24 protein-coding genes are annotated in these 22,139 nt (G+C 68.4%); 17 read left to right on the forward strand and 7 right to left on the reverse strand.

Annotated features, from left to right (window positions below; translation table 11 throughout):
* Positions 1-3: 3 nt before the first annotated feature.
* The 4 genes from HDA45_RS32410 to HDA45_RS32425 all read right to left on the reverse strand — a co-directional run bounded on the left by HDA45_RS32410 (position 4) and on the right by HDA45_RS32425 (position 2,657).
* Complete coding sequence (locus HDA45_RS32410; RefSeq protein WP_184901767.1) at positions 4-453, reverse strand: nitroreductase family deazaflavin-dependent oxidoreductase; 450 nt, start codon at positions 451-453, stop codon at positions 4-6.
* The gene (locus HDA45_RS32415; RefSeq protein ID WP_184901769.1) at positions 450-1,574 is read right to left on the reverse strand and encodes an MAB_1171c family putative transporter; all 1,125 of its coding nucleotides are present in this window, start codon (positions 1,572-1,574) and stop codon (positions 450-452) included. The genes HDA45_RS32410 and HDA45_RS32415 overlap by 4 nt, the downstream gene beginning before the upstream one ends.
* On the reverse strand, positions 1,571-2,014 hold the full coding sequence (locus tag HDA45_RS32420; protein WP_184901771.1) for a hypothetical protein: 444 nt from the start codon (positions 2,012-2,014) through the stop codon (positions 1,571-1,573). Before HDA45_RS32420 ends, HDA45_RS32415 begins: the two co-directional genes overlap by 4 nt.
* 187 nt (positions 2,015-2,201) lie before the next feature.
* Positions 2,202-2,657 carry a helix-turn-helix domain-containing protein gene (locus HDA45_RS32425; protein WP_184901773.1) on the reverse strand — a complete coding sequence of 152 codons (456 nt, stop codon included), beginning with the start codon at positions 2,655-2,657 and terminating at the stop codon, positions 2,202-2,204.
* A 275-nt stretch (positions 2,658-2,932) separates the two neighbouring features.
* Here HDA45_RS32425 and HDA45_RS32430 point away from each other — a divergent pair, with 275 nt between their 5' ends.
* Together HDA45_RS32430 and HDA45_RS42160 are read left to right on the forward strand one after the other, a co-directional pair.
* On the forward strand, positions 2,933-5,185 hold the full coding sequence (locus HDA45_RS32430) for an XRE family transcriptional regulator (RefSeq protein ID WP_184901775.1): 2,253 nt from the start codon (positions 2,933-2,935) through the stop codon (positions 5,183-5,185).
* 293 nt (positions 5,186-5,478) lie between these two features.
* Positions 5,479-5,838 carry a DUF6355 family natural product biosynthesis protein gene (locus tag HDA45_RS42160; protein ID WP_221471304.1) on the forward strand — a complete coding sequence of 120 codons (360 nt, stop codon included), beginning with the start codon at positions 5,479-5,481 and terminating at the stop codon, positions 5,836-5,838.
* 357 nt (positions 5,839-6,195) lie between these two features.
* On the opposite strand, the gene HDA45_RS32435 is transcribed toward HDA45_RS42160, so the two are convergent.
* Positions 6,196-6,843: a prepilin peptidase gene (locus HDA45_RS32435; protein ID WP_184901777.1), complete on the reverse strand. Its 648-nt coding sequence runs from the start codon at positions 6,841-6,843 to the stop codon at positions 6,196-6,198.
* Positions 6,844-7,065: 222 nt separating this feature from the next.
* Between HDA45_RS32435 and HDA45_RS32440 the strand changes: the two genes are divergently transcribed.
* The 9 genes from HDA45_RS32440 (at position 7,066) to HDA45_RS32480 (ending at position 14,336) form a co-directional block, all read left to right on the forward strand.
* Positions 7,066-7,635, forward strand: a complete 570-nt coding sequence (locus HDA45_RS32440) for a hypothetical protein (RefSeq protein ID WP_246480861.1) — start codon at positions 7,066-7,068, stop codon at positions 7,633-7,635.
* Positions 7,636-8,003: 368 nt separating this feature from the next.
* Positions 8,004-8,645, forward strand: a complete 642-nt coding sequence (locus HDA45_RS32445; RefSeq protein WP_246480862.1) for a hypothetical protein — start codon at positions 8,004-8,006, stop codon at positions 8,643-8,645.
* 123 nt (positions 8,646-8,768) lie between these two features.
* Positions 8,769-9,479 (forward strand): SAF domain-containing protein, encoded by a 711-nt coding sequence (locus HDA45_RS32450; RefSeq protein WP_184901781.1) that lies wholly within the window; start codon positions 8,769-8,771, stop codon positions 9,477-9,479.
* The gene (locus HDA45_RS32455; protein WP_184901783.1) at positions 9,479-10,402 is read left to right on the forward strand and encodes a CpaE/TadZ family protein; all 924 of its coding nucleotides are present in this window, start codon (positions 9,479-9,481) and stop codon (positions 10,400-10,402) included. Before HDA45_RS32450 ends, HDA45_RS32455 begins: the two co-directional genes overlap by 1 nt.
* A complete protein-coding gene (locus HDA45_RS32460; RefSeq protein ID WP_184901785.1) occupies positions 10,399-11,778 on the forward strand; it encodes a TadA family conjugal transfer-associated ATPase in 1,380 nt (459 codons plus the stop codon). Before HDA45_RS32455 ends, HDA45_RS32460 begins: the two co-directional genes overlap by 4 nt.
* The gene (locus HDA45_RS32465; RefSeq protein ID WP_184901787.1) at positions 11,775-12,698 is read left to right on the forward strand and encodes a type II secretion system F family protein; all 924 of its coding nucleotides are present in this window, start codon (positions 11,775-11,777) and stop codon (positions 12,696-12,698) included. The genes HDA45_RS32460 and HDA45_RS32465 overlap by 4 nt, the downstream gene beginning before the upstream one ends.
* Positions 12,695-13,588: a type II secretion system F family protein gene (locus HDA45_RS32470; protein ID WP_184901789.1), complete on the forward strand. Its 894-nt coding sequence runs from the start codon at positions 12,695-12,697 to the stop codon at positions 13,586-13,588. The genes HDA45_RS32465 and HDA45_RS32470 overlap by 4 nt, the downstream gene beginning before the upstream one ends.
* Before the next feature lie 50 nt (positions 13,589-13,638).
* Positions 13,639-13,836 (forward strand): hypothetical protein, encoded by a 198-nt coding sequence (locus tag HDA45_RS32475; RefSeq protein ID WP_184901791.1) that lies wholly within the window; start codon positions 13,639-13,641, stop codon positions 13,834-13,836.
* A gap of 2 nt (positions 13,837-13,838) precedes the next feature.
* Positions 13,839-14,336, forward strand: coding sequence for a TadE/TadG family type IV pilus assembly protein (locus HDA45_RS32480; RefSeq protein WP_184901793.1), 498 nt, complete (start codon positions 13,839-13,841; stop codon positions 14,334-14,336).
* Positions 14,337-14,383: 47 nt separating this feature from the next.
* On the opposite strand, the gene HDA45_RS32485 is transcribed toward HDA45_RS32480, so the two are convergent.
* On the reverse strand, positions 14,384-14,932 hold the full coding sequence (locus HDA45_RS32485; protein WP_184901795.1) for a DUF4262 domain-containing protein: 549 nt from the start codon (positions 14,930-14,932) through the stop codon (positions 14,384-14,386).
* A gap of 163 nt (positions 14,933-15,095) precedes the next feature.
* Here HDA45_RS32485 and HDA45_RS32490 point away from each other — a divergent pair, with 163 nt between their 5' ends.
* Together HDA45_RS32490 and HDA45_RS32495 are read left to right on the forward strand one after the other, a co-directional pair.
* Entirely contained in the window at positions 15,096-16,031 is a 936-nt protein-coding gene (locus HDA45_RS32490; protein WP_184901797.1) for a hypothetical protein, read from the forward strand.
* A 62-nt stretch (positions 16,032-16,093) separates the two neighbouring features.
* Entirely contained in the window at positions 16,094-16,495 is a 402-nt protein-coding gene (locus HDA45_RS32495; RefSeq protein WP_343072207.1) for a TadE/TadG family type IV pilus assembly protein, read from the forward strand.
* Positions 16,496-16,503: 8 nt separating this feature from the next.
* Here the strand turns inward: HDA45_RS32495 and HDA45_RS32500 are convergent, their stop codons facing one another.
* A complete protein-coding gene (locus HDA45_RS32500; protein ID WP_184901801.1) occupies positions 16,504-16,941 on the reverse strand; it encodes a hypothetical protein in 438 nt (145 codons plus the stop codon).
* 84 nt (positions 16,942-17,025) lie between these two features.
* Between HDA45_RS32500 and HDA45_RS32505 the strand changes: the two genes are divergently transcribed.
* The 4 genes from HDA45_RS32505 (at position 17,026) to HDA45_RS32520 (ending at position 21,859) form a co-directional block, all read left to right on the forward strand.
* Positions 17,026-17,415 (forward strand): hypothetical protein, encoded by a 390-nt coding sequence (locus tag HDA45_RS32505; protein ID WP_184901803.1) that lies wholly within the window; start codon positions 17,026-17,028, stop codon positions 17,413-17,415.
* A 34-nt stretch (positions 17,416-17,449) separates the two neighbouring features.
* The gene (locus HDA45_RS32510) at positions 17,450-17,875 is read left to right on the forward strand and encodes a hypothetical protein (RefSeq protein ID WP_184901805.1); all 426 of its coding nucleotides are present in this window, start codon (positions 17,450-17,452) and stop codon (positions 17,873-17,875) included.
* A complete protein-coding gene (locus tag HDA45_RS32515; protein WP_184901807.1) occupies positions 17,875-20,772 on the forward strand; it encodes a BTAD domain-containing putative transcriptional regulator in 2,898 nt (965 codons plus the stop codon). The genes HDA45_RS32510 and HDA45_RS32515 overlap by 1 nt, the downstream gene beginning before the upstream one ends.
* 922 nt (positions 20,773-21,694) lie before the next feature.
* Positions 21,695-21,859: a hypothetical protein gene (locus HDA45_RS32520; protein ID WP_184901809.1), complete on the forward strand. Its 165-nt coding sequence runs from the start codon at positions 21,695-21,697 to the stop codon at positions 21,857-21,859.
* Positions 21,860-22,139 lie beyond the last annotated feature (280 nt).

Here is a 22,139-nt window from a genome sequence, read left to right on the forward strand (position 1 = left end):
GGGTCACGGGGTGCGAGGCTTGAGCCGGAACACGGCGATGTTGCCGAGGTGCCGGTGGATCTCCTCGGGACTGGCGTCGCTCGGGAAGGGCCACATCGTCGAAGGCTTCCCGAGTTTCGCAAGGTAGGCATAGACGGCACCGGCCGCAGCCTCGTCGTCGACGAGGTCGGCTTGGTGCCGTGGTTCGGGGTCGCCTTCGAGGTCACAGTGCTCGGCTGCGATGAGGTTCTGGACCCAGTCGCGCCCGCGGTCGGGCGCGCAGATGTAGTGTGTTCCGTCGAATTGCACAACGGCTATGGGAACCGTTCGTGGGTGTCCGCTTGAGCGGCCTGGGATGGTCAGTGCTCGCAGGACATAGGTCTTCTCCTCGTATGGTTTCGGTTCGCTGGCGCGGATCTTGCTGAGTGCTGAAGAGTTGCGGTCGCGGATCTCGGTCTTCGGTGGGGTGGTCACGGACTACCTTTCTGGGCCAGGGCCTGTGAGAGGCGGACGAGCTGGTTCACATCGTCGTTTATGTTGGTGGTACTGGGTTCTGCGACAGTGAGGGCTGTCCTGGCCTGGGGCGCCGTTCCCGCCCGCTGTCGTTCGACCGCTCTTCGGATCGTGTCGGCTTGCTGCTCGGCCGGGCGCCCTGTGTCGTAGCCGAGGTCGACGAGGTGGGGGCTGATCTGGAGGAGACCGTCGCGAATCTCGATGACGCGTCGCCAGTATTTGTGGCCGATGCGCCATGGGCTGATGCGGTCGAACCATCGGTGGGTGGGAGCGCGGTCGAGCTGGCCCTCGGGAAACGCCATGTGGAGCGGTTCCCACAGCGGACGTAGCTCGTGGTAGGTCCGCCGGTGTCGCAGCCAGACACGGAGGGCGGACAGTCGTGCGGCGAGCCCGACGTACAGCACGCCGGCCAAGAAGAGGAAGGTCCCGATGGGGACCAGCCGGTTGGTGACGGCCATGAGGTCGCCGCCGTAGCCGGGATGACCGGTCCAGCGCACGATCGTGACAACGGTACGTGCCGCTGTCGCCGTCGCGGTGAACCCGAGGCCTGCTGCGGCGATACGGAGGCCGAGCCGGGCGCGGTGCTGGGATTCGTTGGCGTAACGCAGGGCCCAGCGGGCGGTCTGGATCGTGGCGTAGATCGTGTAGGCGCCGCCGATGAGATAGAAGGGGGCGACGCCGGGGGCGGACATAGTGTTGGGGAGCGAGCCGCTGGTCGGGTAGGCCTTGTCTCGTAATTCTGGCGGCAGGACGAGAATTGCTGTGGTTATCGCAGCGCACACGACTCCGAGGACCGCGCCTTCGATCTGCGCGCGCCGCCGGGTTCCGCCCGCAGACAGCAGGAAGAACAGCATCAGCGCGTACCGCGAGATGTTCAGGGCGAGGTTCATGACGAGCTTGACGGTGCTGGAGGTCGGCAGCTCGCCGAAGAGCACGCGCAAGTAGACGATGCCGGTGGTGGACCCCAACAGGTGGAAGGCGATACACGCGACCACAGCCCACAACGCCGGGTTGCGCGGCGACTTCGCCAGCCGATACAGGAACCAGGCCAGCACGAGGATCAGGAACTGGGTCAGGTTCATAGCAGATCGATCGGGTCACCCAGCGCCGTCTGTGCCCGCCGAGCACGAGGCGAATAGCCGGGAAGAGTGACCGATTGCGCCTTCGCCGTGGCCTCGAGCAGCACGGTGGCGAGAGTTTCGGCTTCCTCCTCGAACCTGTTGTCGTAAGTAGTGCGCCTCAGCGCACCACGGATCATCTCGATGGGAATGTCGGGCATGAGCTCCCGCCACACCGAGTCGTCACCGGTATCTGTCGGATGGTCCGCGAGAAGATGCCCGAGCTCGTGGGCGATGATGTGCTCGCGGTGTAACCACGTGGTACCGACTCTCTGCACCACGATGAAGTCCGCGGCGGCCGTGCTCAACCACAGCCCGAACGGACCGGGCACATCCATGGGCATCAACATCAACCGGATCGGCTTGCCGCGCAACCGACCGAGGCGCTCGCACACCTCGGTCATGGGCGTTGGCCCCTCGATCTTCGCTGCGGCTAGCTGCCTACGAAGGTCTCGCCGCAAACGCATCACCCGCCACTCGCGACGGACAACTGAAGGAAGGTTCCTCACGACGGCCCTCCCAGTCCGTTGTTGATCACCCAACCGCATCGTCGCAGAAAGACCAGGTCACATCGGGGAAGCGACTTCGACGTCACCCAGACGTGTTATCTGGGTCGTCCTTTCGGCTGGTCTGGAACTCAATGAAGTCCAATACGCTCCGCAGCTGGTCGCCCGAGAGCTCGCTTGCGCGGAACGCGACTTCTTGTACGCCCTCGTGTGAAAGCTTCTCCAGCAGCGCGTACTGGTTTTGCAGGGCGCGTGCTCGTGTTCCCTTCCCGAAGTACTCCAGCTCCACGCCGAAGTAGTCGGCGAGGGTCTGGGTGACCTCCAGGCTTGGTTCACTGGTGCCGTTGACCAGCCCGTACAAATGACTCTTGGAGATCCGCTTCTGATCGCGGTTGAGGTCCTTGTCCACGTCAGCGACGGTGTACGGTCTGCCGTCCGGGAGCTTCCTCAGACCGATCAAGCGCCGCAGCAGCACGGCGAACGGCTCGCCAGCAGCCTCATTCCCCGATGCGCTGTGCATGTCGTGGCCAGGTTCGGACACCGTGCACCCCTCCGTGCGGCCAGTCCGGAATATCGGATCTCATGCCGCCCTTGTCCGAAATGGTTGACTCGCGATCCACTCTTACGTACTCTCGACCTTGATCATTCCACTATATCGGAACGAGCTCGTGCGGGGAACGTGCCTCGCGGGCACATCGTCCGAACGTATCAACGACATCGTGGCAACACAGGCTGACTCCCGGGTCCCCGCCCAGTATTACGCGCCCGCCTCGCTCGATTGTGGGGGCGGCAGGCAGTGAAGCGCGGGGAGGCGCCTTGAGGAATATCAACAGTTTTGCGGCGGCGGTCGAGAGATGGCGCCGCGAGCGGGGAGTGACGCTCGGCCAGCTAGCCGGTATGACGAGCTACAGCGCCAGCTACCTGTCGAAGATGCTCCACGGCTGGCGTCCGTTGCTGCCGGCGGCGGTGAGCGAGATCGACCGTGCCCTCAGCGCCGGGGGTGAGCTTGAGTGGTTGGCAAAGCAGCAGAGGGTCGGCGAAAACGCTCCGATTCGCCCCATGCAGTTGCCTGCCACGGTTCCAGACTTCGTAGGGCGTGCTGAGCAGCTGCGGCGAATCGACGTGGCTGTCGGGAAGCGTAATGGGGCCGTCCTGGTCGCGATCGAGGGCGAGTACTGGGTCGGCAAGACGGCCCTGGCAGTCCAGTGGGCCGCGAACGCAGTCCACGGCTATCCCGGAGGCTGCCTTTTCGCTGACCTGCGGGGGCTAGCGCCGGGTCGACCTCTCACATCGGAATCGACGTTGGACGGCTTTCTTCGCACTCTGGGCGCCGATGCTGCACAGCTGGAAGCGCCGTTGCCGGAAAAAGCCGCGTACTATCGATCGCTGCTCTCGCGGCGCCCGGCCATCGTGGTACTCGACAACATCGGCAGCTACGAGCAGGTCAAAGACCTTTTGCCCGGCGTAGGAAGCGTCGTTCTGACCACAAGTCGGGAACACCAAGACGCCCTGCTGATGAAGACCGGTGGACTTCGCCTCTTCGTGCCGCCGCTGAACAAACAAGAATCGCTGACCCTGCTCCGGAAACGAACCAGCGACGCCCGCGTGGACGCGGATCCTGTTTCCGCAGACCTGGTCGTCGAGACCTGCGGTGGCCTCCCGATGGCTATCTCTATCGCGGCGGAGCAACTCGCGCGGCGGCGCACGTCCACGCTTCAACGTCTGGCCGCAGAACTCACCGACGAAAATCGCGTACTCGACGCCTTCACATCGTCGGATCGAGAAGTCAACCTCCACGGCACCCTCGATCTCTCCTACCTCGCACTGCCGCCCCGGTCCGCGCGACTGTTCAGGCTCCTGGGTATCAGTCCAGTACGCGACATCGTTCCCGCCGGTATCGCAGCGCTCGCCGCGGTAGACGAAGAGGTGGCCAGTGACGCGCTCTCGGCGCTGCGGCGCGCCTATCTGATCGAGGAGACGTCGGCGGGCCGGATCAGGATGAGCCCGCTGACTCGGGCATACGCCTACCTGCACGGGCTCGTCGGCGAACCGCTAGCCGAAGTTGAACGCGCCCGTGACCGTGTCATCCGCTGGTATGCCAGCTCCGCGGCTGCGGCCAGTGCGGTGCTCATGCCAGGATGGCTCGGCCGGCAGGCGCCCTTGCGTGAGAAGATCGGATTCCGGCCCGCGACCTTTGCCGGCGATCATGACGCCGCGATGAGCTGGTGCGCAACGGAAGCGGCTACCGTGATCAACCTCGTTCGCTCTGGTCGCAGTGTCTCGGCGGGAGACGCGCTGTGGCAGCTCGCCACTGCCTTCCTGCCTTACTTTCATTTATCGAAAGACTGGACCGCGTGGCTCACGCTTGCCACCGCCGGACTTGACGCCGCCCGCGCCGCGGAAAACCCAGCTGGGGTCGTACGCTGCCTGCAAAATCTCGGCTGGGCTCTGCATGAACTCGGTCGCGATCACGAAGCATTGGACCGCTTCGAGCAAGCAGCCCAAGCGCACTGCGACGACACAGACGACGGATGTCGCGCTTGGACCACCTTGGGCACGGCTTCAACGTTCGTGGCGCTCAATCGCCTGGAGGAGGCGCGGGACACGTTCGCCCGGGCCGAACAGCTGTTCCTCTCGGCCGACTGCACGTTCGGAGCCGTCCTCGCCTTGAGTATGGCGGCCCCGGTTCATCAGCGACTGAGTGACACCGCGAGAGCGGACATCAGCGCCGCGGCCGCACTTGCCCAGGCGCGCGAACTTGCCTCAAAACCCCTGCTGGGATCTGTGCACCACCATCGCGGTCTCATGCTTCGCCAGCGTCATGCCCTCCGGCCCGCGCTGGCAGAATTTGACGCCGCCCTTGCCCTCCGGCCTACGGGGCGCGACTGTTGGGCTCAAGCGCAAACTCATGTTGCCCGCGCTGAAACATTCACCGAACTCGGAGAAATAGCTGCGGCTCGGGATGCCTACAGTCAAGCCGTGCGCATCCTCGACGGCCTTCGCGACCCCCAGGGAACTGACGTCCGCGCTCGTATCGCCTTGCTGGCGCAGCAGAAAGCCCTTCCCTGAAGCGAGATTCGTGACAGTCGACGCGAGTCCAGCCCGGCATTGATCTGGCTGGGCTCGTCTGTTTAACACGGCGCAATGCGCTCGGTTACCTGTCTTGCCTCCATGCTTAATGAACATCATATCGGTCATGACAAACAGAGGACAAGATTGGCACAAAATGAGCACAGCTTTGTGTTCGCCTGAAGGTTTCCGGTCGGATCGCCGCAGTGGATAGTAGTTGGCAGAAGTGCTCGAACGCTCTTTCGGATTGAATCAAAGTCTTTCGATTAACCATCGACTCTGAGGATTGGAAAATGACTACTATTTTGCGAACTCGGGCCATTCGATATGGCCTCGCCGGAGCGGTGGCCGCGCTCGCCGTCGCAGGATCGGGTGCGACGGCAAACGCCGCCACAGCAAGAGACTCAGCCTCTCGTGGTCCTGTCACCGTCAGCGAGGGATGCGGGTATCTCGGCTGGGGAAAGTACCGGCACTGCGACGGCGGTACGGGCTCCACCGTGATGCTGGACGTCGAGGATTTCTTGGGCAACCTCTTCCACTACTGCGTCGGCCCCGGGACCACCAACGTCCAACCGGTCATCAGATGGCGGGTGACCGGAGCCTGGTGGAACGGAGGCACCCGCTGCATTCCGGGTTACTACGGCCCGGCGTGACTCCAGACCCGTCAGAGCCGTCGTCGCCGACCCTGGACTTGCTGATCGGCGGCGATAGCTCTGACGCTCCGGGGAACCGGTCCCCGGACGCGGCGTGGCGGGAGACCAGGCTCGCCGCCTAGCTTGGCCCGCCACGCCGCTCCAACTAACCGCTCCACCATAAGCACTTCCGTCGATTTCGTCGGGGGGCCGGCGGGAGTACCAGCCGGGGTGGCGCCCCTCCCCTCAAGCGCCACCCCGGCCCCCACTTCAAACACGCCAACCGCTAAGACCTCATCCCGTCACGAGGGTCGCCAGGCAAGGAGGAGAACGATGGCGCACCAGACACCGGAACGACTGCGCCTGGCGAGGGGTGTTCTAGCCGCTTGCCAGCACCATGACCAGGGCGCCCGCGAGGAGACATGGCCCGAACGGCACCACGGTTGCGCCGTCCTGATCACGGCGTCGGAGGCCGGGCGCAGCGACCATGACCAACGCGAGCAGCGAAGCCGTCAGCAGCGCTCCGACGACCTGGGCCCAGCCGATCCAACCGGTCACCAGACCGACCACCGCGGCGGCGCTGACGTCGCCGGCACCAATACCCCCGCCAGTGGCCACGGCGAGGATCAGGAACATCCCACCTGCCGCGACGAGCGCGGTAAGCGCTCGAAGACCCGAGGCGGGGTCGTCGCGGACCAAGCACAGCACGCCGAACCCCAGCGTGGCACCGGCAAGTTGTGGCCAGATCAATGCCCGGGGCAGCCGGTGTTCGCACCAGTCGATTACCGTCAAGGGAATCGCAAGCACGGCTACGAACCCATAGACGGCGAGTTCGGCACGGGCTCCCACGCGCCAGCCCAACAACCCCAGGGCGACGGCCGTGAGCACCGCGCCGAACCACCACGCCTCGGCCAGTGTCCGCTCATGTTGCAGGAACCGGCGCGTGATCCCGCTTGCCACCGCACCGAGCACCAGGCCGACGGCAGCGCTGCCGCTCCACCACCAGCTGCTCGCCGTCAGCTGCACGACTCCTCCGCCCCTCGCAGAATCACCTTGTACGCCATCCTGCCCGCCCGATCTTCCGACCGGCCAGCTCTCAAACCAACGGGTGAACTTCACGCGAGACCTGCTGCCAGGAGCACCATCACCACGAAAGTCGGTCATGAGGCGAACCCGTCGCAGTGGAGCGTCACGGCGGTGTGGCTCGCACATGCTGATCTGCGATCGTCGTTGAAACGGGGGACCGTAATGACCCACTACCGCAGCACCCGCCTCGCCATGGCCGTCCTCGCCACCGCGGCCGGACTTGGCTTGAGCGCCTGCAGCTCGGACAAGGGTGCAACCCCAACTTCCTCGACGCCAGCATCGCCGCTCGCCCCCAACACGACAGCCGCCTCGCCCGCCGACATCGCCAAGCAGAAGGCCACTGCCGCCTACCTGGGTATGTGGAGCGACATGGCCGAGGCCGCGACGACCTCGGACTGGCAATCGCCGAAATTGGTCCAAAATGCGACAGCTGAAGCCCTGTCGAAGATCTCTCGTGGCTTGTATGCCGATCACTACAACGGGCTCTTCACCAAGGGGAAGCCGGAGAACGCCCCCACGGTCGAATCCGTTGAACCTGACGACAATCCGACCACGGTGAACATTGTGGACTGCGGCGATGACAGCCGCTGGATCAAATACCGTGCGGACGACGGCCAGCCGGCTAACGACAGCCCGGGAGGGCGTCGGCACATCAACGCCATGGCGAAAAAAGCGGTCGATGGGTCCTGGAAAATTACCGACTTCGCGATTCAGGACGTAGGAACATGTTAGGGAGAGCGGGTACAACCGCCGGCCTCGCTTTCGCGTTGTTCCTCTGCGCGACAACACCGGCCCTAGCCGGTGGCTGGGGCAGTGTCGACTGCAGCAACGATCCCTCGCCTTACTGTGACCTCAACGCAGGGCGAGGCGGGCGCCCCACCCCGCGACCGGGCTCAGCCCTGAAACCTGGTGTGCCGAAATCGCAGGCTGGGGGCAACGGCACGGCCCCGCCACCGCCACCGCCAGGCGATCGAATCGTCGACGGCAACGGCAACCAAGCCGATTGCTCGTACGTGCGCAGTAACTACCAGCCACCGGCGAACGGTGTGCAGACGATCCGCTTCCGCCAACGCCGCTGGGGTTCTGGTGGGGTGCAGTTCGTGTCGCTGGTCCGTCCGCGGCCCCAAGATGTGGCGCTGGCACAAGGGCCAGGTACGGGCGGCGCGTGGTACGTCTATCAGTGTTCCGGTCAGGGGCAGCGGGACGCGCTCTACCGGGCGCCGGTATGGATTCCCGATGGTCAGGCACCGGGTGCCGCGCCGCTGCCCTCGCCAGAAGAATTGGCCGAGCAGGCGCGGTCGCAGCTGCGGTTGCCGAGTCCGGTGATTGGCTCAAGCCCGGCTGGGACCCAGCTGGTGCAGCTGCCGACGTGGCTGTGGTTGGACCGGGCGATGTGGCGGCCGCAGTCGGCGACGGCTTCGGTTCCCGGGGTGTCGGTCACCGCGACCGCGACCCCGACCTCGGTGTCCTGGGCCATGGGCGATGGCAGCACCGTGCCCTGTGCTGGCCCGGGCACCCCATTCCCCGCCCACGGAGATCCGCGGGCGGCGTCCCCCGATTGTGGCCACACCTATCAGCGTTCGTCGGCTGGTGCGCCGGGCGAGCGGTTTCCTGCCGTGGCGACGGTGTCGTGGCGGATCACGTGGTCGGGTGCCGGGGCGTCGGGCACGTTCCCGGACATGACCACCAGTGCGGCCGCGTCCTTCCGGGTCGCCGAAGCTCAAGCCTTGGGCACCGGATAGCCCGGGCGGCGTTCCCAACTGAACCAGCAGTTTTGTTTCTTTTCCCTGACTGTGTATTCGCGGCGGCATTTATCGGCCGGGTGAATACGTGGTGCGGGTGAGCTATGCCTGGAGGGGTTTCTCGTGACCAGTACAGACAGTCCCGCGCGCGGCGACAACGCGACCGGTGAATCCCGGCCGGTGTCGTGGCTGGATTCCTCAGGTTCACCATCGAGGTCGGCTGCGCGCTGGGGTCGGCGGCGCCGGTTGCCGCATCTGGTGGCCGGAGTGCTGCTGGTGGTGCTGTGTGTCGGGAGCGCGGTGTGGTGGACGACCAGCACCCAGGACCGGGTTCCGGTGCTGGCGCTGGCGAAGCCGGTCCCGCTCGGGCATGTGCTGACCCCAAGCGACCTGCGCAGTATCGACGTGTCCGCCGCGCCGGGTGTGGCGCTGGTTCCGGCGGATCGGGCGGCGAATGTGCTGGGGCGGCCGATGGCGACCAGCCTCGGCGCGGGAACGCTGCTGACTCCGGACGCGGTGGGCGCTGCCGTGCTCCCGGCGGTGGGCCGGGCGGTGGTCGCGGTCGTCGTGAAGCCGGGGCAGGCCCCGCCCGAGCTGGCCGCCGGAGCCTCGGTGACCGTCGTCGTCACCGCCGCCACCGCGGCGGGAAGCTCGGCCACCGGACAAGCGCCGGGAACGTCCTGGCGTGCGACGGTCGTCGGGGTCGCCCCTGTGAGCACGGATCAGACTTCCGTGGTCTCACTGGATCTTGACAACTCCGTGGCGTCGCAGCTGGCGCAGGTCCCGGCCGGGCAGCTGGCGCTGGTGATGCAACCGGTGGGTGGTGAGCGGTGATGCTGATCGCCTTGTGCTCGGTGAAAGGTTCGCCGGGCGTGACGACTTTGGCCGTCGCGCTGACGATGACGTGGCCGCACGCCGAGAGCACGCGCCGGCTGGTCGCCGAGGTCGATCCGTCCGGAGGTGATCTGGCGATGCGGTTCGGCTTGCCGGCCACCCCGGGGCTGGTGAGCCTCGCCGCCGCGGCACGCCGCACCCGTGATCCCGCAGTGGTGTGGGACCACACCCAGGCCCTTCCCAGCGGCGCCCGCGTGCTGGTGGCCCCGCCGGGCGGCACGCACGCGCGTGCCGCGCTGTCGACCCTGGCCACGGCCCCGGACGGGCCGCTGCTACCCGCGGTGGCCAGCGACGGGGATGTGGTGGTGTTCGCGGATTGCGGGCGGGTGGATCCCGGATCACCTGCCGAGGCGATAGCGCGCCGCGCCGATGCCCTGGTGCTGGTGACCGGGACTCAGGGCGCCGACCTCGCCCACACCGCGGCGCGGCTGGGGGAGCTCGCGCGCTGGACGCCACGTTCCGGTTTGCTGCTGACCGGCGATGGCTATCCGACCGTGGATGTGGAGCGTGAGCTGGGTGTACCAGCGATCGGGCGTCTCCCGCACGACCCGGTCACTGCCGCCACGCTGACCGGTCATCGGCAGCCGCTGGCTCGCCGCCGCGGAACCAACGGGGGCCTTGCGCGCCACGCAGCGGCTCTCGCCCGCACTCTGGCCGAACCCGCCAGTCCTACCGCCTCGCCACCGGCGACGATGCCGGCCGGTGTCCCGGGTGTACCTGCGCAGCAGGTGCGCCGGCCCGGTGGCGTGCTCATCAGCCCACCCGGCCTCGGGCCATACCCGGTGTCCGCGCCGCCGCACGAAATCGGTCCGCGGCACAACGGCCATCAGCCCAGCATCGCCGGGAAGGAGCCATTGGCATGACTCAGATCCATCACCCAGCCGCACCGTCCGCCGCGCCGGGTAACGGAGGCGATGCCGAGCAGCGGCTACGCGCCCGGCTCCGGCAGGCGCTGACCACGGACCTGCCCGGCCGGGTCGAGACCGTGTCCCTTGCGAGCGGCGGCGGGGTGAGCGCGGCGCGGCGTCGCGAGATCGGCCGCGGCGTCCTCGACACCGCGGTCGCCGGGCACAGCGAGGCTGAACTTCTGGCCGGGCGTGCCCTGGTGGATTCGGCAACGGAACAGCGGGTCGTCGACCAGGTTCTGGACGAGGTGTTCGGCTTGGGCGGGCTGCAGCCGCTGCTGGCGGATCGCTTGGTGGAGACGATCGCGGTCAACCGCTTCGACCGGGTATTCGTGCAGTACAACGACGGCCGCCGCGCCCAGGTGGCCCCGGTGGCGGCGTCGAACCTCGAACTCACCGACCTGATCCGCACTCTCGCGGCCCGGGCGTCGTCGGAGGAGCGCCGGTTCGACCGCGGCAGTCCGGCGCTGAACCTCCAGCTCCCCGGCGGCGAGCGGCTCTTCGCGGTCCTCGGCCTCACAGCGGGTGGAGTGACGGCGTGCACGATCCGCCGGCACGGCTACCTCACCGCCACGCTCCCACAGCTGCGTCGTCGCGGCACCCTCGACATAGGGCTGGAGCGGTTCTTGCGCGCGATGGTGCGTGCGCGGAAGAACGTGCTGATCACCGGTGGCACCGGCGCCGGGAAGACCACGCTCCTGCGGGGCCTGGCCGCGGAGATGGACCCGCTGGAGCGGATCGTCACGGTGGAGGACGCCTTCGAACTCGGTCTCGACCGGGATCCCGAGCTGCACGCCGATGTCACCGCCTTGCAGGCCCGCGAGGCCAATGTCGAGGGTGAGGGTGCCATCGATCAGGCGGAGCTGGTCCGGTGGGGGCTGCGGATGTCCCCGGACCGGGTCATCGTCGGGGAGATCCGCGGGTCTGAGGTCATCCCGATGTGCAACGCCATGTCGCAGGGCAATGACGGCTCAATGGCCACCCTTCACGCCAGTAGTTCGAAGATCGCGTTCACCCGCCTCGCGTCCTACGCCGCCCAGGGACCGGAGCGGCTCCCGTTGGAGGCCACTGCGCTGCTCGTCGCCTCTGCGGTGCATTTCGTGGTTCACCTCGATCGGGCCGTCGATCGGAGGACACGGGTGATCGCCTCGATCCGCGAGGTGATCGATGCCGAGGACGGGGCGGTGATCTCCAACGAGGTCTACCGCCGCGGCCCGGACCGCCGCGCCGTCCCGGTGGCCGGTGCCTTACGCGCCGACACCCTCGACGACCTCGCCGCCGCCGGATTCGATCCCGATCTGCTGGCCCGTCCGGAGGGGTGGTGGACGCCATGAGCATCGACAGCACCACCATGATCGCCGCCGCGCTCGGCTTGGGCACTGCTGTCGGCCTGCTGCTGATCGTGTCCGCCTGGCGCCGGCCCGCGGCGGTGTCCTCGCGCTCTCACCCGCTGCTGCGCTCCGCACGCCCTCGGGTCGGCGACCGGCGGGGGCTGCCGCGCCTGGCCGTAGTCATCGGCGCGGGCGTGCTGACCGGCGCCGCAACCGGCTGGGTGGTCGGCGCGGTGCTGGCCGCCGCTGCAGCGTGGTTCCTGCCGCAGCTGGTCGGCCCGGACCGCGCCCACGCCCGCCGGGTCGCGCGGATCGAGGCGATCGCGTCGTGGACGGAGATGCTGCGCGATGTCCTGTCCGCCGCGGCGGGGCTCGAGCAAGCCGTCCTCGCCACCGCCGGCCTCGCGCCTGCGGCGATCCGCGGCGAGGTCGCCACGCTGGCAGCGAGGCTGGAAAGCGGGCAGCGCCTGGCGCCGGCGTTGCGGGCCCTCGCGCGCGAGCTGGACGACCCGACCGCGGACCTCATCCTCGCCGCTCTCGTGCTCGCGGCCGAGCACCAGGCCCGTCAGCTCGGCGACCTGCTCGGCTCTCTGGCCACCACCGCCCGCGAGCAGGCCGCGATGCGGATGCGGGTGGAGACCGGCCGCGCGAGGACTCGGACTTCGGTGCGGGTCATCGTCGCCACCACTCTCGGCTTCGCTGTCGGGGTTGTGGTGTTCAACCGTGCCTATCTCGACGTCTACAACACCGCCACCGGCCAGCTCGTCCTGCTGCTCATCGCGAGCTTGTTCGCGGCCGGGTTCGCCTGGCTCGCCCGGATCGCGACCGGCGGACGGCGACCACGGGTACTCGCCCTGGACACCCCGGACGCCACCGGTGCGCGAGAGGGCGCAGCGACCGCCGGTGGAGGTGAGCGCTCATGATCCCCGCTCTCGTGTTCGGTACGGGCGCCGGCGCCGGGCTGTGGCTGTTGCTGGTCTGGGCCGTGCCACCCCGCCCGGCGCTGAGCGAGCGGCTCGCGCAGGTCAGCGCCGGGCGGCCGACTACGCCGATCGTCCTGACCGGCGACGCCGCGTGGGTGCGCGCCTGGGGCCGCGTGTTCGTGCCCGGCCTGCGGATGCTCGGGCTGCCCGGTACGAAGATCGAGGCCGATCTGCGGGTCACCGGCCGCGGCGCCGACACCCATCTGGCATCCAAAGCCCTGCTCGCCATGTCCGGGCTGCTGGCGCCCTGGCTCCTGCAAGCCTTGCTGGCGCTGGGCGGGCTGTCGCTCGGAGTGGAGGTGCCGCTGCTCGGCGGGCTCGTGCTCGCCGCGCTCGGCTTCCTGGCCCCGGACCTCGAGGTCCGTGCCAAAGCCACCCGGTCGCGGCGCGAGTTCCGCGACGCACTCTCGGCTTTCCTCGACCTCGTCTGGATCACCCTCGCCGGGGGAGCCGGGGTCGAGGCCGCTCTCGGTGATGCCGCGGCCGTCGGGACGGGGCCGGCGTTCGACAAGATCCGCCGCGCGCTGCACGCCGCCCAGCTGACCCGCACCACGTCGTGGGCCACGCTGCGCCGGCTCGGCGAGGAACTCGACATCACCGAGCTCGCCGAACTCGCCGCGTCGATCTCCCTGGCTGGGACCGAAGGTGCTCGCGTACGCGCGTCCCTTGCGGCGAAAGCCCAAGCGCTGCGGACTCATCAGGTCACCGACGCCGAAACCGATGCCCAGGCCGCCACCGAACGCATGGCACTGCCGGTGACGTTGCTGTTCCTCGGATTCTTGGGATTCATCGCCTATCCCGCGGTCATCCAGGTCCTCCACGGGCTTTGAACCGCGTTGAGTCACGGCGAGAAGCCTTGCTAGGAAAGGAAGAAGGAGTCATGAAACAATATGTCCGTACGATATGGACAGTCGTCTCGGCGAGGATCGCCGTGCTGCGAGCCGAACCTGAGCGCGGCGAGATCACCACCACTGTCATCGTCACCGCCCTGATGGCTATCGCCGCGATCGCGATCATCGCGATCATCGTCGCGAAACTGACCGAGAAGGCCAATTCGATCAACCTCGGGATCGGCTGATCATGCCGGCCCGACACGCCTCGGGGCGGCGGCCTCGTGGCCCGCTGACCCGGCGCCTTCGCCGTGCGTTGTCCGGAGATCGGGGCGAGGTCACCGTCGAACTGGTCATCGCGACACCACTGCTTCTGCTGGCGCTACTGGCGATCATCCAGTTCGCCGTGTGGTCCCACGCGACTCACGTCGCCCAGACCGCCGCCTCGCAAGCCCTCGCCGCGGCCCGCGTCCAGCACGGCACCGCCGGCGCCGGACACGCCGCGGGACAGCGGCTGCTCGACGACCTCGCCGCCGGCCCACTACGCGACCCGCGGCTCACCGTGGTCCGGGACGCGACCTCGGTGTCGGTGAGTGTCCGTGGCGAGGCCGCCGCGGTCCTGCCCGGTGTGCAGCTGCACGTGCACGCCGAAACCATCGGCGAGGTCGAGCGCTTCGTGCCCAACGTCTACGAACTCACGAATTCTGAAGTCCTTAGCTTCGAGGACCTAAGCGGTGGAGGTGGCTGATGAAGGTAGTCCCACCCTTCAGCTCAGGGACGCAACGATGTTCCGTCTCAGAGCGTGGTCCACAGTCCTGCCGGGTGCTGTGCGCTGGACAGCCAGAGATGGGGCTGGAGGTCTTCGTACTCCGTGGCAAATCCTTGCTGTCCGGGGAAGCGACCTTCGCGGTCAGGCCAGAGCATCTGCAGGAAGGGCACTGCTGGACTGGTATTGCGGTAGAAGCTCACATTGACCCCAAAAAGCTTTCGCCGCCAACTCTCATCGACTGGTCGAAGCGCAACTGCGAGAGACTTAAGGATCTCGTCGCGCTCCTCGTTGGCTGCCATCGGGCGCCCGGCAGCAGCTTGGTCTGCTGCGGCCTGAAGGCAGCGATGAGCAATGTCATTGGGCAAACCAAAAATAGCGACTTCTGGCGATCGATACGTGTGCCACAGGCCGGTTGTAAATGCCCAGCCGGCAGTCTCGTGGTCCTCCAGAATCATGACCACGTGGACACCCTTGTCACGAACGTTCTTGACTGTGTCGGTGTCGATGGCATCGAGTCGCTCGCGCGAGTCGGCATCCAGGCATATAAGACAACGACAAGTATCCAGGTTGGTCATGCGCGGCATGGTACTCCCTGTATTCAGAGGTTGACACAGTGCGGCGACCTTGACTACGCGAAGATCATCTTTGTGCTCATGGCACTGCTCAGTCGCCCCAATATCGGATGAACTTTCCTTACCCAGAGCCAGCTTCTGGTGCGAGACCGACAGGAGTCTCCTGATGGGCAACCTCAGTCATTCGCCGGTGCTCGACGGCGTGTTCTCGGACGGACCGGACACCGTGCTGCTCCACCCCGCCGTCACCACGCGCCGCTGGCGGCGCCGGCGGATCCTCGCTGCCACGCGTTCGAGCACTGTCCTGAAAGGACTAGGCGGGGTCACTGTCGTGGGATTCGCACTGGTGGCGGGAAGTGGATTCGCCGGGAAGTTCATTTTCACCGCCGTGGTGCTGATCGTCGTGCTCGCAGGCTGGCGCGCCGCGTGCGGGTCCCGCGGGTACCGGAGGCTGCACGAGTCAGCTCCTGGGGCCCGGTTGCGCCGCGGCGAAGGTTGGCGCAGCAGGGATTTCGCCGACCTTGAGGCCGATACCGCGAGACTGGTGCGGGAACTGCTGGCCGGTGTCGACGAGCTGCACCGAACACCCGCCCGCGCCTGGATCGACCCCACCCTTCCCGGTGAGGCGCACCGGGTGGTGTGGGAAGCCTTGTGCTGTCTGGACCGTAGCCGCGACGCGCGAGCCCTCGCCGAGGAACTCGCCACCGATCCCGACGCCGGCGAGGACCTGGTGGCCGCGGCACGCCAGGCGGTCACCAGGATCGACCACGACCTGGGCGAGGTCGCCCGGCATCTGCGCGGCTGCCTGCTGCTGACCCGCGCGTGGGAAGCGAAACTGCGGCGCACCGACCTGGCTCACCGCATCGATCGTGTCCTGGCCGTGCTGCCGGGCCGCGAGGAGCTTCGCGGCCTGACCGGAGCTGCGGAACTGCTGCCGCGGAACGTGTTCGCTCACGTCACCGCCGCCCGCGACCTCACCCAAGCCGGGGAATTCTCCTGGGAACGGCCACCCTCGCAGTGGCCCAGGCTCACGCTGCTGCCACCGCACCGTCCGCCCACACCGCCCACGACTGGCGACCAGGCAAGGGAGAGGCAGTCGTGACGCGGCGAGGAAGCCGGCCGGTCGCAGGGGTACGGGCCTGGTGGCGTGCCGAGAGTGGCTCGGTGACCGCCGAAGCTGTCCTGCTGACGCCGGTGCTGGTCATGCTGCTGGTGTTGCTGGCCGTGGTGGTGCATCGCGGTGTCGCCGCGCGGCTGCGGCTCGACGACGCAGCCCACCAGGCCGCCCGCGCCGCCAGCCTGCACCGCACCACCACGGCCGCCGCCACCGCCGCTCGCGACACCGCCGGCGCCGCGCTGGCCCAGGCGGGTGTGGTGTGCCGCGACGTGACGACCACGATGTCCGGCACGCTGGCTCCTGCCAGTGCGGTGACCGTGCACGTGCGCTGCACCGTGGACTTCGGACAAGCCGTCCTGCTCGGTGTTCCCGGCGGGAAGACCCTGGTCTCGTCCGCCAGCGAAGTCGTCGACACCTACCGGTCCCAGGCCCGGCGGGGTGGTGCCTGATGGCGTTGTCAGCGCACGAGCGGAAGCGCGGGAACGCAGGCGCGGAGCTGCGCGCCGGTCAGCGTCCGATGCTCGAGCAACGCCTCGGCGATACGGCCGATGTCGGTCCAGTGCCGGTCCACGAGGTCCTGCGCGATCTCAGCCCACAGATCGGGCTGCCGGTCGGAGAACCCGTAGGCCCGGCGGGCTTGGGCGATCAGTGCGAGGTCGTCGTGTCCGCCGTGCAGATAGGCGCCGAGACGGACGTCTTCCACGGTCACACCCTCATCGAGCCAACCGTCAGCACTGATCGCCTCGAAGACATAGCGAGCCTGAGCGAGCGGCCCTGCGTGCGCGACGACCGCCACCGAGGACAGGTCGACCCGGCGCGGCCGGACAGCGGTGAAACCAGCACGCCCGGCACCACGGGGCCGCAGCGTGACGTAGCGCAGCGACCGGCCCTGCAACAGGTAGACGATCGCGTGCGCGGCCTCGTGCCCGGTACACCCGCGTACCGGCTGCGCAGGTGGTGGAGTGCGGAGGAAGGCCGGGTGACCGCGTTCGTGCTCGCGCTCCTGATCGGGTTACTCGCGCTGACCGGGCTGAGCCTGGACGGCGGACTCGCCCTGGCGAGCAAGATCCGGGCCGGAGGGCAGGCCGAGTCCGCCGCCCGCGCCGGCGCCCAGGCGCTCGACCTCGCCGCCTACCGCGCCAACGGCACCGTCCGAATCGATCCGGCCCGGGCGCGTGACCTGGCGCAGCGGTACCTGGCCAGCGTCGGCGCGACCGGCACCGTCGCGGTGGCCGGGGACACGGTGACCGTCAAGGTCACCGCCACCTACCAGACCCAACTGCTGTCGCTGGCCGGGATCGACGACATCCACACCCACGGGCGGGGCGCAGCACATCCGCAGCGCGGGGTCACCGGCATCGAGCCCTGACCCACGGCCTGCCAACGGAAGGGAGAGCACCGGGATGGTCACCACAGACGAAGAGATCGCCCGCCGTCTGGAGAAAACAGACGCCGCGCGCAGTGCCCGCCGCCAGCGAGCGGCGGCCACCGTCGGGGAGCTGGCTCGCCGGCACACCGAATTGGCCGGGCAGCTCGCCGACCTCGAACGCGAGCTCGGCGAGGTCCTCACCGCGGCCGGTGACGTCATCGACTTGCCCGAGCTCGCCGCGGTCACCGACGTTCCCGCCACCGACCTCACCCACTGGCGCGACCAGGCAGCCAGGGTTGTCCGCGGCGGCAAACGTAAACGCCCCAGCATCGCGAAGAAGAGCGGCTCCTCCGGCAAGGACTCCCCGGAGGTCACCGCACCACGCGCCACCCGGCCCACCGCGCCCGCACCTGAAGCCGGCAGCGATGGCGGGGCAGCCCTCGCCGCGGCGAGTAGCTGATGCCCGGCCGCGCGCCGCTCACGCGCACCGCGCGGCTGCTGGGCCGGGTGACGCGGGGGCTGTTCGCCGCCGTCGTGCTGACAGCGCTGATGGCCGGCCTGCCGTGGGCGCTGATCTCCGGCGTGGGCTGGCCGCTGCCGGAGCGCCTGCCGGGCCTGGACGAGATCGGCTCGGTGCTGATGACGCAGATGTCTCCACGGTTTCTGCTTGACACGCTGGCCTGCCTGGCCTGGCTGCTGTGGCTGGTGTTCGTCCTCGACCTCGCCGCGTGCGCGGCCGACGTCGCCCGCGGCGCCCGGCTACCGGACCTGAAACGGCAGACCGGCCCGGTACGGCGCGTCACGGCCGTGCTCGTCGGCGCCCTGCTCGTGGCCGTCCTGGACCGTACCGCCCCCGCCGCGCCCCTCACCCCCGCCGACGCCGCCCACCCCGCCGGCCATGCCCAGGTGGCTGTCACCGCGACCGGCGCCACGACATCGGTCGCCCATGAACAGCCCCGGCTTCCGGCCGCGCCGGGGACCGAGCGGGTCCGCCCACCGGAGAACGGGGTGCACGACTCGTTGTGGAGGATCGCGCAACGTTGCCTGGGTGACGGTGATCGCTGGCCCGAGATCTGGGCCCTCAACCACGGCAGCGCCCAGCCCGGCGAACGGACCCTGACCAACCCGAACCGGATCCACCCCGGCGACACCCTCCACCTCCCCGCCACCAGCCCGCCGTCCGGCTCGCCTGCATCGCCTCCGCCGGAATCCGTGCTTTCTGCGCCCGCTCCCGGATCAACGCCCCCGACGCCGATCACAGTCACGCCAGCTCCTTCCAAGCCTGCCTCGGCTGCGGCGCCTTCCGTCGCCACCGCGACGGACAGACCCGCCGGTGGCGCGGTGAGCTGGGGGAGCGGCGAGGTGTTCGTCAGCCTGGGCCTGGCCGCGGCGGTCAGTGCCGTGCTCGTGCTCGCGCGGCGGCGGCGCCACGCGCGGTACCGGCCGGGCAGCGGCCGACGCGACGACGATCTACCCGTCGCTCCGGTGGTGTACCAGCTGCGCCTGGCCCATCTGCGCGCTCAGCACCACGACGAAGACCTCGAACTGGACATCGAGACCGACAGCGCGACAGGCGACCCGGCAAGCCGCGAGCACCGTGAACCCGGCGGCGAAGACCCGGTATCGCGCTCGAGCACCGCACCGGCAGGACCGGACAACGAAGGCCCGCTGACGATGCTCATACCTCGTGTCCGGCGCGTGATCGGCGCCGCCACACCGGTCGGCAGGGTCGCCGGACCGGCGACCCTGCCATCCGTGGTCGACGTCGCGCTCGACACCGCGCCCCAGGCCACGGATGGCGAGGCCCCCATGGCAGGCGAGGGGATCCAGGTCGCCCTCGATCTGGCCCGTGTCCACGGGCTCGGCCTGCTCGGGCCCGGGGGCTACGCCGCGGCCCGCGCCCTGCTGCTCACCCTCTTGGCCACCTCGGCTGAGAACGTCTACGTGCCCAGCGCCGACGTCGCCCGTCTGCTCGGCGTGCCGGTAGCAGCCACCGACCTGCCGGAGTCGATCACCGTGGTGGCCGACCTGGACACCGCCATGGCTGCCCTCGAGACCCCAGCGCCGCCGCGACCCACCGTCCTGATCACGTCCCCACCCGGTGACCCGAGCCAGCAGGCACGGCTGCAGCACCTGCTCGACAACAACGCCCAGCACGGAATCACCGCGCTGCTGCTGGGCCAGTGGCGCGCCGGGGTGACCGCCTACGTCACCGGCGGCGGGATCATCTCCGCCACCGATCCCGGCCTCGGCGAGCCCCTGCGCGGGAAGCGTGCCTTCACCCTTCCCGAGACCGCGACCCGCGACCTCCTGGCCTTCCTCCGCACCGCCGCACCCCACGACAGCGCCGGTATCGACGACCCGCTTCGCGGCACCCCCGGGCCCCGGCAGACAGCGACAACGCAGGGCACGACTTTCCCCGGCCCGTCCGTAGGCGACCCGCGACGACTGGAGATCACCGCGGGACCACCCGCACCGGAACCGTCCCCGGCCAGCGAACCCGGCGAGGAACCCCGCCCGCACGCGACCGGCACGGAGCCGAGCCCACCGGCGCCGTTGGCGCTGGCGGTGTTCGGCGCACCTGTCCTGCACTGGCGATCCCGGCCCGGCCAGGCCGAGGGGGAGCTGCGCGACCTGACGGGCGAGCTGAGCAGCCGTCCGCTCGAGCTGCTGGTCTTCCTCGCGGTGCATCCCGGCGGGGTGCCCCGGGACGCGATCGTCGACGCCCTCTGGCCGGACGACCCGCCCCGCAACCCCGCCAGCGTGCTGCGGACCGTCTTGTCCCGCATCCGCCGCGCCCTCGACACCGCCACCCACGGCACCGTCGGCGAACTGATCCTGGCCGAGCACGGCCAGTACCGACTCGACCCTGCCGTCGTGGAGGCGGACTACTGGTCCTTCGCCGACGCGGTGACCCGCCGCCGTAGGGCCGGCACCGCCGAGCGGCGCGCTGAGGGCTACGAGGCCATCGTGGCGCACTACGGCGGCGTCCTGGCCGACGGCCTGGACGCCGACTGGCTCACCGCTACCCGGGAGGCGACAAGACGCGACGCGCTCGACGCCGTGGCCGCGCTCGCCCGCGCGCGGGTCGGGACCGATCCCGACTACACCCTGGATCTGCTGGAAACCGCGCGGGCGTTCGACCCGCACAACGAACTGATCTACCGCGACATCATGCGACTGCAGCACGCGCTCGGCCGGCACGACGCCATCTCCCGCACCCTGAACCTCCTGCGGACGCGCCTCACCGAAATCGACACCACGCCCACCGCGGACACTGTCGACCTCGTCGAGCGGTTACGTGCCCGCTCCACCGGGATACCGGTCGAGGACCTCTCCCGAGTCACGGCGCCATGAATGACACACCCCCGCTTCTCGAACACGCCTCGCCGAAACGGAAATCGAGGCGCGGCTACCGGTCGGTAAAGGTATTTGTGCGGAACAGCGAAATACCTCGATTTCCTGCCGTGATCCCAGCTGCGCCGATGCTAGCGTCGACTGTGACAGCACAACCTTCGAGGCCGAAGAAAAAGAACTCTGTGCGCGCACAATCGTATTCCCTGCTATCGCTGGCACCCCTTCTCGTCGAATGTCAGTGGCGACGTCCGCGTGCCGACAGGGCACTCCGATGCCGTCGGGGCGTCCCGTGTGCGGAAAGCGCGTCGAATGCCGAGCCGCATCCGTCGGCGCGATCACGCGGGGCCACCGCCACAGCCCTCGCCGCCCCGCAGCGTGACTGCCACCCGTCGGGCCGCCGACCCGGCCTATCAGCCTCGTTCTCCGGTATCCGCCTAAGGTGGATCCCCCAATGTCAGCCGTTGCCGCAGGTCACACCCCTTCTGGGGGGATCCATCGGTATCCCAGACTCGCTTGACATCAAGCAGGTGAACACATCAGGCCCGGCGGCGATGTCACGCGGCTCCGGCATCGTTTCACCAATGCTCGCCCCGCCGCCTCACTCGCCATCTTCTTTTTCTTCGTTCTTGTTCTTCTTATCGAATAAGACTGCATTTATCCGCGGTTTCACCTGCGGCCGGCTGTTCTCGTCTCAAGTGATCCGAACCGTCCTGACCTGCGCAAACATTTCCGTGAAAGTGTGGCCATTCGCGCGAAATAAAAACGAAAATTCCCCGAAATCAACCCCAAAAACTATTGCGCGGTGTCCCGGGGTCGAGTTACGTTTGTTGTGTCACCGGGAAACCGGAACGCAACAAATCGCCGCACCGGGCGCGAATGGTCCCGAAAGCGGAAACCGGCAAACACGTGATTGGGGATTGCTATGTGCTACGCCGACACCACCGACAACCCGAACGGCACCACGGCCGCGCACTGCTATTGCGGTTGGTCCAACACCTACCCCGACCACGACACCGCCGACACCGCCGCCGAAAAACACATTCGCGACGCCGAAGCGGCGGAAGCCGAATTCGCCGCCACCCACTGACCGTGCGGCATCCGCCCACCCACGAACGGGGCCAACACCATGAACCGCGACGCCGCCACGCCACACCCGGACGTGCCGACCATGCGCGCCGCGACCGTCGCCACGATTACCGCCCACGACTGCGAACGCTGGGTGTGCGTGTGCGGGAACACGCCGCACAGTAGCGGGTTTTGCATGATCGACAGGAACGGCGACGACATCGCCCACGCCCCGAACGGTGGGTCGAACCCTTGTACAAGTGCGACGGATGCGGGCACGTGATCGACGCCGCGACCTACGA

It is taken from the genome of Amycolatopsis umgeniensis (assembly GCF_014205155.1).
Taxonomy (GTDB): Bacteria; Actinomycetota; Actinomycetes; order Mycobacteriales; family Pseudonocardiaceae; genus Amycolatopsis; species Amycolatopsis umgeniensis.